Origin of the sequence: Paenibacillus sp. FSL W8-0194 (assembly GCF_037969745.1) — a bacterium.
Taxonomy (GTDB): Bacteria; Bacillota; Bacilli; order Paenibacillales; family Paenibacillaceae; genus Paenibacillus_AQ; species Paenibacillus_AQ cookii.
In genome coordinates this window covers 2,030,505-2,045,188 of record NZ_CP150205.1, presented here as the reverse complement: position 1 = coordinate 2,045,188, position 14,684 = coordinate 2,030,505, and the positions used below count along the sequence as shown (strand labels likewise).

The 14,684-nt window shown below is 54.5% G+C and carries 18 protein-coding genes; 2 read left to right on the top strand and 16 right to left on the bottom strand.

Going from position 1 to position 14,684, the window contains the following annotated elements:
- Positions 1 to 83 precede the first annotated feature (83 nt).
- The 11 genes from accC to MKY58_RS08895 all read right to left on the bottom strand — a co-directional run bounded on the left by accC (position 84) and on the right by MKY58_RS08895 (position 8,106).
- Positions 84 to 1,427 carry an acetyl-CoA carboxylase biotin carboxylase subunit gene (accC, locus tag MKY58_RS08945; RefSeq protein ID WP_036714314.1) on the bottom strand — a complete coding sequence of 448 codons (1,344 nt, stop codon included), beginning with the start codon at positions 1,425 to 1,427 and terminating at the stop codon, positions 84 to 86.
- Between the two features lie 28 nt (positions 1,428 to 1,455).
- A complete protein-coding gene (gene accB / locus MKY58_RS08940) occupies positions 1,456 to 1,950 on the bottom strand; it encodes an acetyl-CoA carboxylase biotin carboxyl carrier protein (RefSeq protein ID WP_339324247.1) in 495 nt (164 codons plus the stop codon).
- A 144-nt stretch (positions 1,951 to 2,094) separates the two neighbouring features.
- Entirely contained in the window at positions 2,095 to 2,970 is an 876-nt protein-coding gene (locus tag MKY58_RS08935; RefSeq protein ID WP_339324246.1) for a SpoIIIAH-like family protein, read from the bottom strand.
- Between the two features lie 45 nt (positions 2,971 to 3,015).
- Positions 3,016 to 3,657 carry a stage III sporulation protein AG gene (gene spoIIIAG, locus MKY58_RS08930; protein ID WP_339324245.1) on the bottom strand — a complete coding sequence of 214 codons (642 nt, stop codon included), beginning with the start codon at positions 3,655 to 3,657 and terminating at the stop codon, positions 3,016 to 3,018.
- Between the two features lie 15 nt (positions 3,658 to 3,672).
- Positions 3,673 to 4,404 (bottom strand): stage III sporulation protein AF, encoded by a 732-nt coding sequence (gene spoIIIAF / locus MKY58_RS08925; RefSeq protein ID WP_339324244.1) that lies wholly within the window; start codon positions 4,402 to 4,404, stop codon positions 3,673 to 3,675.
- 15 nt (positions 4,405 to 4,419) lie between these two features.
- Positions 4,420 to 5,607, bottom strand: coding sequence for a stage III sporulation protein AE (gene spoIIIAE / locus MKY58_RS08920; RefSeq protein ID WP_212946934.1), 1,188 nt, complete (start codon positions 5,605 to 5,607; stop codon positions 4,420 to 4,422).
- 18 nt (positions 5,608 to 5,625) lie between these two features.
- A complete protein-coding gene (spoIIIAD, locus tag MKY58_RS08915; protein ID WP_212946935.1) occupies positions 5,626 to 6,015 on the bottom strand; it encodes a stage III sporulation protein AD in 390 nt (129 codons plus the stop codon).
- A gap of 9 nt (positions 6,016 to 6,024) precedes the next feature.
- Positions 6,025 to 6,228, bottom strand: a complete 204-nt coding sequence (spoIIIAC, locus tag MKY58_RS08910; RefSeq protein ID WP_036714303.1) for a stage III sporulation protein AC — start codon at positions 6,226 to 6,228, stop codon at positions 6,025 to 6,027.
- Between the two features lie 14 nt (positions 6,229 to 6,242).
- Entirely contained in the window at positions 6,243 to 6,761 is a 519-nt protein-coding gene (gene spoIIIAB / locus MKY58_RS08905; RefSeq protein WP_339324243.1) for a stage III sporulation protein SpoIIIAB, read from the bottom strand.
- Positions 6,754 to 7,746: a stage III sporulation protein AA gene (gene spoIIIAA, locus MKY58_RS08900; protein WP_339325094.1), complete on the bottom strand. Its 993-nt coding sequence runs from the start codon at positions 7,744 to 7,746 to the stop codon at positions 6,754 to 6,756. The genes spoIIIAB and spoIIIAA overlap by 8 nt, the downstream gene beginning before the upstream one ends.
- Positions 7,747 to 7,863: 117 nt before the next feature.
- Positions 7,864 to 8,106, bottom strand: a complete 243-nt coding sequence (locus MKY58_RS08895; RefSeq protein WP_036714335.1) for a YqhV family protein — start codon at positions 8,104 to 8,106, stop codon at positions 7,864 to 7,866.
- A 228-nt stretch (positions 8,107 to 8,334) separates the two neighbouring features.
- Here MKY58_RS08895 and MKY58_RS08890 point away from each other — a divergent pair, with 228 nt between their 5' ends.
- Positions 8,335 to 9,066, top strand: a complete 732-nt coding sequence (locus tag MKY58_RS08890; protein WP_212946938.1) for a 2-phosphosulfolactate phosphatase — start codon at positions 8,335 to 8,337, stop codon at positions 9,064 to 9,066.
- Between the two features lie 88 nt (positions 9,067 to 9,154).
- Here MKY58_RS08890 and MKY58_RS08885 read toward each other — a convergent pair whose 3' ends face one another.
- The 5 genes from MKY58_RS08885 to MKY58_RS08865 all read right to left on the bottom strand — a co-directional run bounded on the left by MKY58_RS08885 (position 9,155) and on the right by MKY58_RS08865 (position 13,490).
- Positions 9,155 to 10,408, bottom strand: a complete 1,254-nt coding sequence (locus MKY58_RS08885) for an aspartate kinase (RefSeq protein WP_339324242.1) — start codon at positions 10,406 to 10,408, stop codon at positions 9,155 to 9,157.
- A 318-nt stretch (positions 10,409 to 10,726) separates the two neighbouring features.
- Positions 10,727 to 11,284, bottom strand: a complete 558-nt coding sequence (gene efp / locus MKY58_RS08880; RefSeq protein ID WP_160041042.1) for an elongation factor P — start codon at positions 11,282 to 11,284, stop codon at positions 10,727 to 10,729.
- A gap of 37 nt (positions 11,285 to 11,321) precedes the next feature.
- Positions 11,322 to 12,398 carry a Xaa-Pro peptidase family protein gene (locus MKY58_RS08875; RefSeq protein ID WP_339324241.1) on the bottom strand — a complete coding sequence of 359 codons (1,077 nt, stop codon included), beginning with the start codon at positions 12,396 to 12,398 and terminating at the stop codon, positions 11,322 to 11,324.
- Positions 12,399 to 12,449: 51 nt separating this feature from the next.
- Positions 12,450 to 12,896 carry a type II 3-dehydroquinate dehydratase gene (aroQ, locus tag MKY58_RS08870; RefSeq protein WP_339324240.1) on the bottom strand — a complete coding sequence of 149 codons (447 nt, stop codon included), beginning with the start codon at positions 12,894 to 12,896 and terminating at the stop codon, positions 12,450 to 12,452.
- An 84-nt stretch (positions 12,897 to 12,980) separates the two neighbouring features.
- On the bottom strand, positions 12,981 to 13,490 hold the full coding sequence (locus tag MKY58_RS08865; RefSeq protein ID WP_339324239.1) for a YqhR family membrane protein: 510 nt from the start codon (positions 13,488 to 13,490) through the stop codon (positions 12,981 to 12,983).
- A 198-nt stretch (positions 13,491 to 13,688) separates the two neighbouring features.
- Between MKY58_RS08865 and MKY58_RS08860 the strand changes: the two genes are divergently transcribed.
- A complete protein-coding gene (locus MKY58_RS08860) occupies positions 13,689 to 14,684 on the top strand; it encodes a DUF1385 domain-containing protein (protein ID WP_036714294.1) in 996 nt (331 codons plus the stop codon).

Sequence of the window (14,684 nt, the reverse complement as noted above, 5' to 3'; positions counted from 1 at the left end):
ATAAGAAGCACACCTTTCTGGACGCCGCATAATCACTCATACTATAACATTCGGGGCGATTCGTGACAAACGTCCGCGGAGGCTTATATCTCGTTTTCCTCTAAAAATTTGATATCGAAGTCGCCTCTGTTGAAGGTCGGATGATCCAGAAGCTTCATATGGAAAGGAATCGTCGTGTGAATTCCCTCCACGGCGAACTCGGATAACGCGCGTTTCATCTTGGCGATCGCTTCGTCGCGCGTCGGCGCCCATACGATCAGCTTGGCGATCATCGAATCGTAGAAAGGAGGAATCGTATATCCCTGATACGCGGCGCTGTCGACCCGCACCCCGGGTCCTCCCGGAGGAAGATAAAACTGGATTTTACCCGGTGCAGGCATAAAGTTGCGATCCGGATCCTCCGCGTTGATGCGGCATTCGATGGAGCTTCCGCTGATCACGACGTCTTCTTGGGCAAAGGAAAGCGGGTTGCCCTCCGCCACCGAAATCATTTCCTTGATCAGATCCACGCCCGTCACCATCTCCGTAACCGGATGCTCTACCTGGATACGCGTATTCATTTCCATAAAGTAGAACTGCCCGTCCGGACCGAGAAGAAACTCCAGCGTGCCCGCGCCGGAATAGTTCACGGCTTTGGCTGCGCGTACGGCGGCTTCGCCCATGCGCTGGCGGACTTCCGGAGAAATCACCGGGCACGGGGATTCCTCGACGAGTTTTTGTCTGCGGCGCTGCACGGAGCAGTCGCGTTCGCCCAAATGGACGGCGTTGCCGTGATTGTCGGCCATCACCTGGATTTCGACGTGCTTCATGCCGGTCAGGAATTTCTCCAAATATACGCCCGCGTTGCCGAAAGCTTTTTGCGCTTCCTGCTGCGCGGCCGTGATTTGCTTGATCAGGGCCTCTTCGTCTTCGGCGATGCGGATGCCTTTGCCCCCGCCGCCGGCCGTCGCTTTGATGATCAATGGATAACCGATATCCCGGCCGATCATCACGGCCTCCTCGATGTTTTCGACCAAGCCGTCCGAGCCGGGGATGACCGGCACGCCGGCCGCTTTCATCGTTTGCTTGGCGACCGATTTATCGCCCATCTTGTTGATGGCATCCGCCGACGGGCCGATGAACGTAATGTTGCAGGATTCGCAAATTTCGGCGAAGTCGGCGTTTTCGGCAAGGAATCCGTAACCCGGATGTACCGCGTCGCACTCCGTCAACGTCGCCACGCTCATGATGTTCGTAATGTTCAAGTAGCTGTCTTTGGACGTGGTAGGTCCGATACAGTAAGCTTCGTCCGCAAGACGGACGTGAAGCGCATCCTTGTCCGCTTCGGAATAGACCGCAACCGTCGAAATGCCCAGCTCTCGGCAAGCGCGAATGATACGGACGGCAATTTCGCCGCGGTTGGCGATCAGGATTTTTTGGAATTTCATGCAGATAACCTCCCTTTCGAATGCGGTGTTATTCCGTTTTCACCAGAAACAGAGGCTGCCCGTATTCAACCAATTGTCCGTTTTCCACGAGAATTTCGACGATTTCGCCTTTCACTTCGGCTTCGAGTTCGTTCATCAGCTTCATGGCTTCGAGAATGCAGACGACCGTTTTTTCATTGACCTTGTCCCCTACGTTCACGAACGGACCCTTTTCAGGGGAAGGCGATCTGTAGAACGTGCCGACCATCGGGGATACGATTTTATGTAGGTTGGGATCGGCTGCTTTCGCTTCGGCTGCCGGCTGCTGGGCGGCTTCCGCTGCCGCAGCAGGGTTCTGGAATTGGGGAGCGGCCTGCTGCGGAACCTGAACGAACTGCGCAGGTACGGACGGCGCTGCAACAACCTCGGTTTTGTTTGCTTTGCGGATCGTTAAATGAGTTCCTTCCAATTCAATATCCAGTTCATGTACAGAGGTCTGATCGACCAATTGTATCAACTCTTTAATCTCGCTTAACTTCAACATGTACAATTCACTCCTTCGAGGGAAGCTTTCGGAAGCTTCCGGACATACATACACATAACGATAAGTATTATATCATAAACAAGCAAAATGGAAAGAGTCCGGGGAAATCCGGACTCTTTCGACATATTCCGTGCTTACCGCATCTTATGGCGCCATGTATTGAACGCTCACTTTGTCCTGGGTGACGTTCAGCTCTTTCATCACCAGTTCAACGATGCTGACGGCCTGCTTCACGTCCGGTTTGTCGCTGAGGACAAGCACTTGGTATTTATCGGTTTCTTCTTTGATAAACGCGTTGGCGAAGGAATATTTATGCTCCAGCTCCTCCTCGATGCCCTTGATTTTTTCTGTTTTCGTTTCCAGCGCGTTCAGTTCTTCGCTTGCTTTCGCGGTTTCAGCGGGATCCTTGCTCATGTCGTTCATGGCAGCCAGCAGATCGTTATATTTGGACTCGTTTTTTTGGTCCCGTTCCATCAGGTAGGAGTCGAACAGGCTGGAGGCGGAGCTTTTTTGGGCAGCCACTTCCTTCAGCACTTCATCGTCGCTTTTTCCGGCTTGAGTTTCCTTGCCGTTATCCGTTTTTCCCTTCGAAGCCGTTTTTTCCTCTGCGGCCGCATCCTTGGAAGCGGCGTCCTTGCCGTCCGTCTGAGCCGTCGTTTTGTCGCTGCTTTCTTTTGAAGCATCCTTCGCCGCGTCTTTCGTCGTGTCCTTGGCCGTGTCCTTGGCGGCTTCCTTGGAAGCATCCGCGCTGCCTGCGTCCGTTTTGGCGGCGGCCGCATTCTCGTTGACCTTGCCGTCGGTGATCACTTCGGTTACTTCCACTCCGCTTTCCGTCGTCGTCTTGGACGCCGTTTCCTTGGCGGACGACTTATCCGCGCCGCTCACCTGCTGGCTGTCGGCAACCGGGGTTTTCGGCGTTTTCGACGATCCCGAGTCCTCCGTAAACAGGTAGTAAGCGGATAACACAACCATCAAGCTCAGCATGGACACCAACCAAATCGTTTGTCTTTTACTGTTCATTCGTTAAATCCTCCTCAAATTTGAACTCATTATTTGAATTGCTGCCTACCCCTGTTTGCGCGGAACGACCGAGATCCGGTATTCCGGAACGTTCAGCCCTTTTTCGACCGCATCGACGATCAGCTGTTTGACGACCTCGTTTTCGGCGCCTTTGGCGACGACCAGGACGCCGCGGATTTGCGGTTTCACCCTCTTCGTAACGATCGGGGCCTGGGTGCCTGACTGCTCGTATGTAACCACTTCCCCGTCCCGCGTATATTGCGTCGTGCGGCGTTTGCCTCCGTTCGCGTCGTTTTCGTCCGATTGCTGCTGCGAATCCTTCATGTTTTTCTGGTAAACCACTTCTTCCGTCGAATCCACGTTGACCAGGACGTCAACGGTGCCCACTCCGACGATTTTTTCGAGGATCTCCTTCATCTTGTTTTCGGCGTCTTCTTCGATGCTGCTGAAGGCGTTCCTTTCCCCGCCGTGCTCCGGGGAACTTTCGTTGACGGTCGGTTGCGCCGGCGGTTCGCGGCCGATGTTTTCGTTATCCAGCTTTTTGACGTTGACGAAGGAATTGAAGAGGACGATCGCCACACCGATCAGGCCGACGATGATCAGCCAGCGGAAGGTGTTGATCCTGCTGCCGCTGCCCTGCCCTCCGCCTCCGATCCACTGCTCCAGTTTCTTGAACCATTTCCCCACGTTTATCACCTCTTTTTATAGCTTCCCGTTTTCGGCTGTTCCGTTTCGGACGGCGATGATTTCCGGGTCGATTCCCCATTCGCTTCCGATGATTCGTTTGATGGCTTCCGCGTTCGCGCCGCAGTTCTCCTCGCTGCTCGTCGCCGCTTCCCGTCCCGATTCCGTGCCGCTTGGATTTTCCCTTGGCGGGCCGCCGATTTCGATCTGCACGGGGAGCACCGGATCGATTCGGATTTCGCCGGACGCCGGCGGGGCGGCAGCCGTTTCTTCCGAGGCGGGCCCTGCTTTTATCGTGACGGTCACGTTTTTGATATAGGGGCTCTGGTTCGCGTCCTGCGCCGTCCCCTCCGGCATCGCCAGGACCACCGCCACGTCCGCGCCTTGCTCCCCGCTTTCCTTGCGGATCTGGTCTTTCATCTTCGCGGCGACTTCGCGTGCAGCCCATTCGAGGGACTGCTTCTGCTGCCGGGTTTGCAGCTGCTTCGCTTCGTCCATGATCTGCTGCAGGCTGCCTTTTCCTCCGGCCTCGTGGCTCTGGTTCATGCCGTTAAACACGGCCGCGATCTTGATGTCCGCCGCATCGGTCAGTATTTTGATCAGCGGCCCGAGGAGCGTGAGCAGGATCAGCAGGCTCAGCACCAGCTTGACGTAACGCTCCATGGAACGGCTCGGAAGGATGAGATCCACGAAGGAGGCCAGCAGAACCACCATAATCACTTCTTTCAGCCAACTGCTCAGCCAGGCCATCTTACGCCTCCTTCCTTACCTCATCATGACGGTGACGTTCCCCGCCGTAAGCATGATCGTGATCGCCAGGAAAAACATCAGTCCGACGACGGCCAGCGCGGCAAACACGTACAGCATGCTTTTCCCGATCGTTTCCAGGCATGTCGTGATCGGTGAGTCTCCGAGCGGCTGCATGACGGCAGCGGATACCTTGTAGATCAACGCGAGCACCAATATTTTGATTGCCGGAAACGCGCACAGGAACAGGATGATGATGACGCCGACCAAACCGATGGAGTTTTTGATGAGCAGCGAAGCCGAGATGACGGTATCCGTTGCATCGGCGAACATTTTCCCCACCACCGGGATGAAGCTTCCGGACACGTATTTGGCCGCCCGGATCGTCACCCCGTCCGTCACGGAGCTCGTGATGCCCTGAACCGAAATGACGCCCAAAAAAATGGTCAACAGTACGCCGAGAAACCCTACGCTGATGTTGCGAAGCAAGTTGGCCAGCTGCGTCAGCTTGTATTTGTCGGAAAGGGAGCTGACCAAATGAAGCACCGCCGAAAAGAACAGAAGCGGGAAGATCAGCGTGTGGATGAGCGTGCCGACGGTGTTGATCATAAAAATGATGAGCGGATGCGTGACCGAAACCGTGATGACGTTGCCCATGGAGGCCAAAAGCGCGAACAGCAGCGGCACCATGGCCATCATGAAATCGATCATGCGGTCGATCGCTTCTTTGGCGTAACCGATCGCCACGTTGAAGCTGTTGATCGCCAGGACGATGATGACCATGTAACATAATGCGTAAGCGACCTTGCTGACGGTTTTTCGTTCGAACGCCGATTGCAGCGTCTCCAGGATCATGCTCATGATGCTCAGCATGACGATGGTGACGAGCAGCTTCCCGTTGTACAGCACTTCGTGCCACATGAAGGAACCTAACGCCGCCAGAACGCTTTTGACGCTGAAGCCTTCTCCTCCGGGAAGCAGGATATCCATAAAGGAAGGCACTTTTTGATCCGGGAAAAACCCGCCGTAATCCTTCATCAGGCTTTCCCAGTAGGTTTCGACCTGGTCCTTCGGCAGCGACTCCGCTTGATGCTTGATCCACTCTTCGGCCGGGGAATCGGCGAAAACCCGGGTTGTCCCCGCGAGCAAAAACAGGATGAAAAAAAGGATCAAATGCCGTGTATCCCGGCGCGGTTTTAAAAGCATGGGTATTCCCACTTTCTCCTACGCTGGCAGCAATTTCAGCACGGTTTCGATGATGATGCCGATGATCGGTACCGCAAGGACCATGATCAGCATTTTGCCTGCCAGTTCGATTTTTGAGGCGATATTCTCCTGCCCGGCGTCACGCACGACCTGAGCTCCGAATTCGGCGATATAGGCGATGCCGATGATTTTCAGGATCGTTTTCAGGTAGATCAGTTCGACGCCGGAGGACCTGGCCATCCGCTCCAGCTCCGAAACGACGGTGCTGATTTTGCCCATCAGGAACATGAAGATCAGCACGCCCGTCGCGGCGGCCAGCAGAAAAGCAAACATCGGCTTTTGCTCTTTGACGATCAGGATCAGAATCGTTGCTATGAGTCCAAGACCCACCACCTGTATAATTTCCATAAGCAACCCCTAATGGAACAGAAAAATGGTTTTGATCTCCTGCAGCAGGTTATCGAGCAGCCGGACGACCATGAACAGCACCACGACAAAGCCGATGACCGTCACCCAATGAGCCATATCTTCTTTTCCCATTTGCTTGAGTACCGTATGAATCATCGCAATGATGATGCCGATTCCCGCAATCTGGAAAATTGCGTTCACTTCAAAGTTCATTCCTTGGCACCTCGCTAAAAGATCAAAATGACGATCAATGCTCCAATCAATAGCCCGAGACTCCGGCTGATCTTTTCGTATTTCGCCTGATCGTCTCTTGCCAGTGCTTCTTCATGCTTCAGCTGCTGGGCGGCCAAGGCAATATGCTTGATTTGATCCTGCCTGTCGCTTGTCCCAAGCGTAAAGCTGAGCTGATGGAGAATATCGCGCTCCGGCGCTTTCATCGCGGTCCGCTTCCAATGGTCGTGCAGGGAGCGCTGGATGCTTTCCTGAGCCGTATTTCCGCTCCCCGACGCCATATGGTTCGCCGCGCTTTTGAAGATGCTCCGCAGCGGTTCCCCGAGCTGCCCGGCCAATCTGCGGAACGCATCGGGAAGCGGCGTAAAGCCGTACGAGATTTCGGTTTCGAGCCTTTGCATCGCAAGAATGAGTTCGCGGATTTGCTTCGGCCTTGCCGCAAACCGGGCGGCCTGGTGAAATCCTGCAAGCGTTCCGGCCAGGAGGATCAGCACGGCCCCGAAAAGCTTAAGCATGGTTGGCTTCCCCCTTTGCCTGAAGCTGGAGCAAGCGCATCTGCCGGTCCATGATCCGGAATGCCGTTTTGCCGCGGCTGCGGTGAAGCAGGACGTAAACTTCGAACATCCGGTTGTCCATCAGCCGTTTCATCGCCGGGCGGTTTTGGAGTTCCTCCGGGGCGCTGCCGTGAGCCGAAGCGATGACGGATATGCCCGCATGCAGCGCCTCGGTGACGGCTTCGGCATCTGCTTCCCTGCCGATCTCGTCCACGATGAGGACATCCGGCGACATCGAACGGATCATCATCATCATGCCTTCGGCTTTCGGGCACGCATCCATCACGTCGGTCCGCGGGCCGACATCGAAGCTTGGCACCCCGTGCACGCTGCCGGCAATTTCGGAACGTTCGTCGATGATGCCGACCTTCATGCCCGCGGGCTTCGCAATCGGCGCCTCCATGCCGCCGGAGCTGATCTGCCTTGCCAAATCCCGAAGCAGCGTCGTTTTCCCGTGCTGCGGCGGCGAAAGGATCAGCGCGTGTTTCATTCTTCGCTCCCTTTCGTCGTACAAAAACGGCAGAATGGCGTTTGCGGCCCCCCTCACTTCCCGGGCGATCCGGATGTTGAATCCGCTGATGTCCCGGATATGCTCCACTTTCCCTCCGGATAAGACCGTTCTTCCGGCAAGCCCGATGCGGTGCCCGCCCGGGACCGTAATAAAACCTTTCCGCAGTTCCTCCTCCAGGGTATATAAGGAATGGTTGCTGATCAGATCGAGAAACCTGCGGCTATCGTCGCGGCTGGGCCTGTACGCCTTGTCCCCGTCCAGTGTCGGGTGCCCCTCTTCGGTGACGAAGCGGTGCCCGCCCGATTCATTCACCTCCAGCGGCCTTCCTTCGCGGATCCGAACCTCTTCCAGCTTCCCGAGGAGTTCCCTCGGCAATCTTAGCAGGATGGACTTGATCCGGTCGGGAAACAGTTCTAGCCAGTTTGGATTCGTAATACGACCACCCCCAAGCTGTCTTCTCTTAAGTCCGTGAGCTTTTCGTTTATAGACTAGTAGATGTTTTTTATACCACATGTTTATGCTTGTACTTCAAAATTATGACGACCGAATCTATCATTTTTTTAAAATTCCGATTAAGAGACAGGAAACCCCTACGAAGATCCAAGCGATCTTGCCCCATGATAGCTTGTCGGCAAGGCCGATCAGGCCGATGGAAGTGGTCAGGATCAGCACGGTCGGCCCGACGAAAGCCAGGAGCGAATTGATCGCCAGCGCCTTATCGACCTGGGCGAGCCTCAACATGAACAATGCCGCTGCAATTTCGATGCCGCCAGAGAGCATGCGCAGCGTAGCCATACTTAACACGAACTTGTCCAATCGGGAAACCTCCTTGAAATGAAATGTTCATCTTTTATATGGATATGCCGCATTCTCTCTTTTTAGTTATGTTTTGCGAGAAAAGCGTTCGGAACATTTCCGCGCCTGCTGCATATATTAGTTTTGAAGTTGCAATTCTCTGCGCGCAAAAACATGCTGATAGAGATTGGGACACATAAAGTGAAGGGCTTAAGGAGGATTTGACCCATGCGGGTGGATGTGATTGCCAATGTGGACGATATCAGATCGGAGGATTTTATTCAGAAAAGCGCTGCCGTCATCGATGTGCTGCGTGCAACCAGCACGATGATCACGGCGTTGGCCAAGGGCGCTTGCGGCCTGCTTCCCGTTGAAACCGTCCCCCAAGCCCAAAGCAAAAAAAGCGAACATACCTTTGTCGGCGGAGAACGATATTACAAGAAGATTCCCGGCTTTCAGGCAGGCAATTCCCCTCACGATTACATGACGGAAGAAGTTGCGGGCAAGCTTGTCGTTCTGACGACCTCGAACGGAACAAGGGGGCTTCTCAAATCGCAGCGGGCAGCCAAACTTCTGGCGGCCTCCTTCATCAACGGTACGGCCGTCGCTTCGGCGCTCGCGGCATTCGACCGCGACGTCATCCTGCTATGCTCGGGCTGCAGAAACGAGTTTTCGCTGGAGGACGGGTTGTGCGCAGGCATGATTATCGATGCCATGGAATCCATGGTGGACGGCCCGCTGCGCCTGAACGATTTGGGGCTGGCCATGAAACTTGCCTACAGGCAATGCCGTGCCAATCTGTACGAAACCGTCATGGAGGGAACGTCCGCCAAACAGCTGGTCAAGCTGGGATATGCCCATGACGTGGAATACTGCACCGGAATCGATACCGTGCCGGTCGTTCCCATCGCCAAAAACGATTTGATTCTGACGCCGTTATACGCGAAGGCTCCCTGCTGACCCGAGAACAAAAAAAGGCCCGAAGCTTGAGCTTCAGGCCTTTTTTCATTATTTTTTCTTCATTAGTATCCTAAAACGGAATCGATCCTTAACGTCTGACCTGCGGTCCGCCGACGTAAACCTGCGCGTCGGTATCCAGATTATAAGCGGTATGGAGAGCACGCACCACTTGCTCCAGGTTGCCGTTTTCGATGACGCAGGACGTTTTGATTTCCGAGGTGCTGACCATCTTGATGCTGACGCCTTGCTGCGAGATGACGTCGAACATTTGGGCGGCTACGCCCGGATGGCTGATCATGCCCGCTCCGACGATCGAAACTTTCACCAGGTCGCGTTCAGAGGTGACGTCACGGTACGGCAGCTTCGATCTGAGGCCTTGAATGACCTCCAGCGCAAGATCGCATTCGGCCAGCGACGTCGTAAAGGAAAAGTCCGCTCTGCCGTCCTGCACGCCGCTTTGCACGATAATGTCGACGTTGATCTGCGCCTCGGCAAGCGCCCCGAATACTTGGGCCAGCACGCCCGGAACGTCCTCCACGCCGAGGATGCTGATTCTTGCCACATTTTTGTCATACGCGATGCCGCTTACTACAACTCCCTGTTCCACGCTTGTTTCCTCCTTAACCGCTGTGCCTTCGTTATAGTTAAAGCTGGATCTGACCACCAGCTGGACGTTGTGATGCTTGGCGTATTCCACTGCCCGCGGATGCAGGACAGCCGCCCCCAAATTGGCAAGCTCCAGCATTTCGTCGTAGGAAATCTCCGCAAGCTTGCGCGCGCATTTGACGATCCGCGGATCCGTCGAATAAATGCCGTCCACGTCCGTGTAAATTTCGCACACGTCCGCCTTGATCGCCGCAGCCAGCGCAACCGCGGTCGTATCCGAACCGCCGCGTCCCAGCGTCGTGATTTCCCCGTCTTCCGTCATCCCTTGGAAGCCCGCAACGATGACGATGTGGTTTTCATTTAGGGCGGACATGACCCGCTCCGGCGTAATATCGGTAATCCGCGCTTTTCCGTGCACGGGTTCGGTCCGGAATCCGGCCTGCCATCCGGTCAGCGAAACGGCGCTCCGCCCCAGATCGTGAATGGCCATCGACAACAAGGCTATGGAAATCTGTTCCCCCGTCGTCATCAGCATATCCATTTCCCGTGCCGGAGGATTCGGATTCAGCAGCTTTGCCTGGTCAATGAGATCGTCCGTCGTATCCCCCATCGCGGAAACGACCACGACACATTGATGCCCTTCATCCTGTTTTTCGACGATGCGTTTGGCTACGCGCTTCATTCGCTCCGTGTCCCCTACGGAACTTCCTCCGAATTTCATGACGTACAGTGACAACTTCGATTCACTCCCCACTCGTTTGAGGATCGCGCAACATTCGAACGATCGCCGTTCCGATTCATGCCGGATCATGCCGATTGAGATCGAAAGTTGCGAAAATCCCGATTTAAGCCAATCCATTGCGTCATCGGCCCAAACAGCCCATGAAAACCGAGATGGATTGATGCAAATGTCTTTTTACGCTTTAACATAGTATAATACGAAAGTTCATCGGGTAGGTAGACTTTTTTTGCGGCGGCTGCGCATATAAAAATCCCCCTCACCGTTCGTGAGGGGAATCCGTTAATAAACCGCTTCTTTGTTCCTGCCGAAACGTTACGCGCGGGAAATGTATTTGCCTTCGCGGGTATCGATCAGAAGCACGTCGCCTTCGTTGATGAAGAGCGGTACTTGCACGTTAAGACCTGTTTCAAGCTTCGCGTTCTTGGTCGCGCCGGTAGCCGTGTTGCCTTTGATGCCCGGCTCGGTTTCAACGACCTTGAGCTCAACGCTGGTCGGAAGGTTAATTCCGAGAATTTCACCCTGGTAGCTGACAATGTTCACGTTCATGTTTTCTTTCAGGAAGTTCAGTTCCCACTCCAGCTGATCGCTGTTCAGGGTGAATTGGTCGTAAGTCTCGTTGTCCATGAACGTATGCTCTTGGCCGCTGGCATACAGGTAGGAAACGCCGCGGTTTTCGATGATGGCGCGCCCGATGGTTTCTCCCGCACGGAACGTGCGCTCAACCGTGTTGCCGTTGCGCAGGTTTTTCAGTTTGGAGCGGACGAACGCCGCGCCTTTGCCTGGTTTTACGTGTTGGAAATCAAGAACGGTAAAAATATCGCCATCCACTTCTACCGTTAGTCCTGTTTTAAAGTCGTTTACTGAAATCACAAAAATGCCTCCTAAAATTAAGTATATATTGCTTCAATCACGCCGGTAATACGGTATATTCTTTCGGCGAATGCGTCAAGACAGCATTTCCCGTTTCCGTGATCACAATATCGTCTTCAATGCGCACGCCGCCAAGGCCCGGTATGTAGATGCCCGGTTCGACGGTCACGACCATGCCCGGCTTCAGGATATCGTCGCTCAGCTTGGACAGTCGCGGATTCTCATGCACTTCCATGCCGAGTCCGTGGCCCGTGCTGTGGCCGAATTGGTCGCCGTAGCCGTATTTCGCGATGATGTCGCGCGCCAGCGCGTCGGCTTCCCGCCCGGTCATGCCCGGCTTGATGTTCGCAACCGCATGCAATTGGGCTTCCAGCACGATATCGTAAATTTCCTTCAGCTTCGGATCCGGTTTGCCGATCGCGATCGTGCGGGTCAAGTCGGAGCAATATCCGTCCAGCAGCGCGCCGAAATCGAACGTAATCAGCTCGTTCCCCGCGATCACGCGCTCGCTGGCCACGCCGTGCGGCATCGCGGAGCGTTCTCCCGAAGCGACGATCGTATCGAACGAAGAGCTGGTCGCGCCGTTTTTGCGCATGAAAAATTCCATCTCCAGATCGACTTCGCGTTCGGTCATGCCCGGTTTGATAAATTCCAAAATGTGTTTGAACGTCGCGTCCGCAAGATCCGCGGCCCGCTGCATCACCTTCAGCTCTTCGGCATCCTTGATGATGCGAAGCTGCTCGACCAGGCCGGAAACCGGCACCAGCTCCGCAGGTTTAAGCTGTTCGGCATAAACGCTGTAGGCGGCGAACGTGACGTCATCCTGTTCAAACGCAAGCTTGCCGACGTTTGCGGCAGCCAGCAGTTCCTTCACGGTATCCATCACCCGCTGCCCGTGTTCGACGACCCGGAAATCTTTCGTTTGTTCGGACGCCTGCGTCATGTAACGGAAGTCGGTCAGCAGGTAAGCATCGTTCATCGTAATCAAACAATAGCCCGAGGAGCCCGTAAATCCGGTCAAATAACGCCGGTTGATCGCACTCGTAACGAAAAGTGCCTCCACATTTTTTTGCTGCATCGCTTCACGCAATTTAAGCACACGATCTTTGCTCATTCGTTCGTCTCCTCTCTCTCGCGAGCTTCGTCCATGGAAAAGGAAAGCGGCTTATTGTCCCTGGCCCTCCAAGTGGCGAAGCAAGGCTATCAATCCCAGCTCGTAGCTGACAGCCCCGAATCCGGCGATTTGCCCGACAGCCACCGGAGCAATGACCGATGTATGGCGGAATTCCTCCCGGGCGTGGATGTTCGACAAATGCACTTCCACCGTCGGGATCCGGACAGAGCTGATGGCGTCGCGGACGGCGTAGCTGTAATGGGTCAGCGCCCCCGGATTCAGGACGATCCCGTCGGCTTTCCCCAAGGCTCCGTGGATCCGGTCGATGATGCCGCCTTCATGATTGGATTGGTAAAAGCTGAGCGTCACGCCGAGCGCTTCGGCTTTTCGGCTCAGGCCTTCCTCAATCGATTGAAGGCTTTGGGATCCGTATACGCCGGGCTCCCGAAGCCCCAGCAGGTTCAAATTCGGTCCGTTGATCACCCAAATGGTTCTCAAAATGGTATTCCCACCCTTACTGTCAAATAACCATCTGCTATTTTAACATAGGGAATGTCTACTTGAGAAGTTTTTTTGGTTGCTTCAAGCCTTTGCCCGCTTCGGTTCCCGCATGCGTTCATCCGTAAATTCGAATGCGATCGTATAACCGATGAACAGTCCCCACAGCAAAAAAAGGCAAAATTCGCTGACGATGGAATTCCAGCCGAGCTGGTTCAGCGGCTTCGTCATATGTAGCGGCGGCCCGGCGGCGGCAAAAATGACGCACCACCAGACGATCCCGTAGATGATCCCGGGCCACGGCCCTTTGAGTTTGCGGAATAACAGCACGTATATGACGGAAGCGATCACCGAGAGAACGATAAACATCAGCCAGCCGGCAAGCTGTCCCGCGCCGCTTTTCAGGAACCCGTGGTGAAAAAACGGTTCCCCCAGAAATCCCGGAATCACCTTCGTAAAGTTCAGCGTATAAAACAGCCAATGGATCGCGCCCCAGATGAATCCCGCAAAACATCCGAGTTCGAGCCCAAACCTAAGCGGGTTGGTCGGGCCTTCCTGCGACTTTTGGCGAAACGGTGCAACATAAGATGCCATCTTCGTCTGTCTCCTTTTGTTTTCCTTAGTATGGTTCATTTCCCTCGAGCCTAAACCAACTAGAAATCGGACCTGAAATTCGATACAATGGTAATAATCAACCCCGGCTTTCGTGCGGAATCCCGCTTTGGAAGTCGGAAGCCAATCACGGGATGCAATGAAAATCCTGAATCCATCTATCCAGGGAAGGTGAACTGGTTGTCGCAACAATCGAAACCCGTCAGCTACGGCGGCCAAGCTGTCATTGAAGGCGTGATGTTTGGCGGCAAATATGTCAATGTGACAGCCGTGCGTCGGAAAAATCAAGAGATTACGTTTTTGGAAGTACCCAAGCAGGACAAGGATTGGATCCGGAAGCTGCGCAAAATTCCGCTCTTGCGCGGTATCGTAAGCATTATAGATTCGAGCGCCAAAGGGACGAAACATTTGAACTATTCGGCGGATGCTTTTGCGGACGATACGCTCGAACCCGAAGAACGCGAAAAGCTGAAGCAAAAGGAAGAATCCAAATGGAGCCTCGGCATGATTATCGGCGTTTCCGCCGTGGGCGTGCTCTCCTTCGTGGTCGGCAAGCTGGTGCTGACGCTGCTCCCCGTCTTTTTGGAAAAATTTTTGTTCGGGGCGATGTTCGAGAACTATATATTGCATAATCTCATAGAAGGAGTCATCAAACTGCTGCTCCTGCTCGCTTATCTTTGGGGAATTTCCCAAACTCCCGTCATCAAAAGGCTGTTTCAATACCACGGCGCGGAGCACAAAGTGATCACGACGTACGAAGCCGGCGAAGAGCTGACCGTGGCAAACGTGCAAAAGCACAGCCGCCTTCATTACCGGTGCGGAAGCAGCTTCATGATGCTCACCATCGTCCTGGGCGTGCTGATTTATTCCCTCGTGCCGTGGGATAACATGACCCAGCGCGTGCTGCAGCGGATCATTCTGCTCCCCGTCGTCATTGCCGTCTCTTTTGAATTTTTGAAATTGACCAACGCGCTGCGGGACGTGCCGGTGCTCCGGTACCTGGGATACCCCGGCCTGTGGCTGCAGCTGTTGACGACCAAAGAGCCGAAGGACGATCAAGTCGAAGTTTCCATCGCGTCCTTCAAACGGATGCTCGAGCTGGACGCGCAGATGGAAAAAGCGCCTGAAACGAACCAGCCTGTCAGAACAGGAGTCTTGGATCCCCTGAAAGGATGA

What these genes read in the sequence shown, in the direction of transcription:
- accC (WP_036714314.1), bottom strand. Translation starts at nt 1,427, where the DNA reads ATGAAATTCCAAAAAATCCTGATCGCCAACCGCGGCGAAATTGCCGTC.
- accB (WP_339324247.1), bottom strand. Translation starts at nt 1,950, where the DNA reads ATGTTGAAGTTAAGCGAGATTAAAGAGTTGATACAATTGGTCGATCAG.
- MKY58_RS08935 (WP_339324246.1), bottom strand. Translation starts at nt 2,970, where the DNA reads ATGAACAGTAAAAGACAAACGATTTGGTTGGTGTCCATGCTGAGCTTG.
- spoIIIAF (WP_339324244.1), bottom strand. Translation starts at nt 4,404, where the DNA reads ATGGCCTGGCTGAGCAGTTGGCTGAAAGAAGTGATTATGGTGGTTCTG.
- spoIIIAE (WP_212946934.1), bottom strand. Translation starts at nt 5,607, where the DNA reads ATGCTTTTAAAACCGCGCCGGGATACACGGCATTTGATCCTTTTTTTC.
- spoIIIAD (WP_212946935.1), bottom strand. Translation starts at nt 6,015, where the DNA reads ATGGAAATTATACAGGTGGTGGGTCTTGGACTCATAGCAACGATTCTG.
- spoIIIAC (WP_036714303.1), bottom strand. Translation starts at nt 6,228, where the DNA reads ATGAACTTTGAAGTGAACGCAATTTTCCAGATTGCGGGAATCGGCATC.
- spoIIIAB (WP_339324243.1), bottom strand. Translation starts at nt 6,761, where the DNA reads ATGCTTAAGCTTTTCGGGGCCGTGCTGATCCTCCTGGCCGGAACGCTT.
- MKY58_RS08895 (WP_036714335.1), bottom strand. Translation starts at nt 8,106, where the DNA reads ATGGCTACGCTGCGCATGCTCTCTGGCGGCATCGAAATTGCAGCGGCA.
- MKY58_RS08890 (WP_212946938.1), top strand. Translation starts at nt 8,335, where the DNA reads ATGCGGGTGGATGTGATTGCCAATGTGGACGATATCAGATCGGAGGAT.
- MKY58_RS08875 (WP_339324241.1), bottom strand. Translation starts at nt 12,398, where the DNA reads ATGAGCAAAGATCGTGTGCTTAAATTGCGTGAAGCGATGCAGCAAAAA.
- MKY58_RS08865 (WP_339324239.1), bottom strand. Translation starts at nt 13,490, where the DNA reads ATGGCATCTTATGTTGCACCGTTTCGCCAAAAGTCGCAGGAAGGCCCG.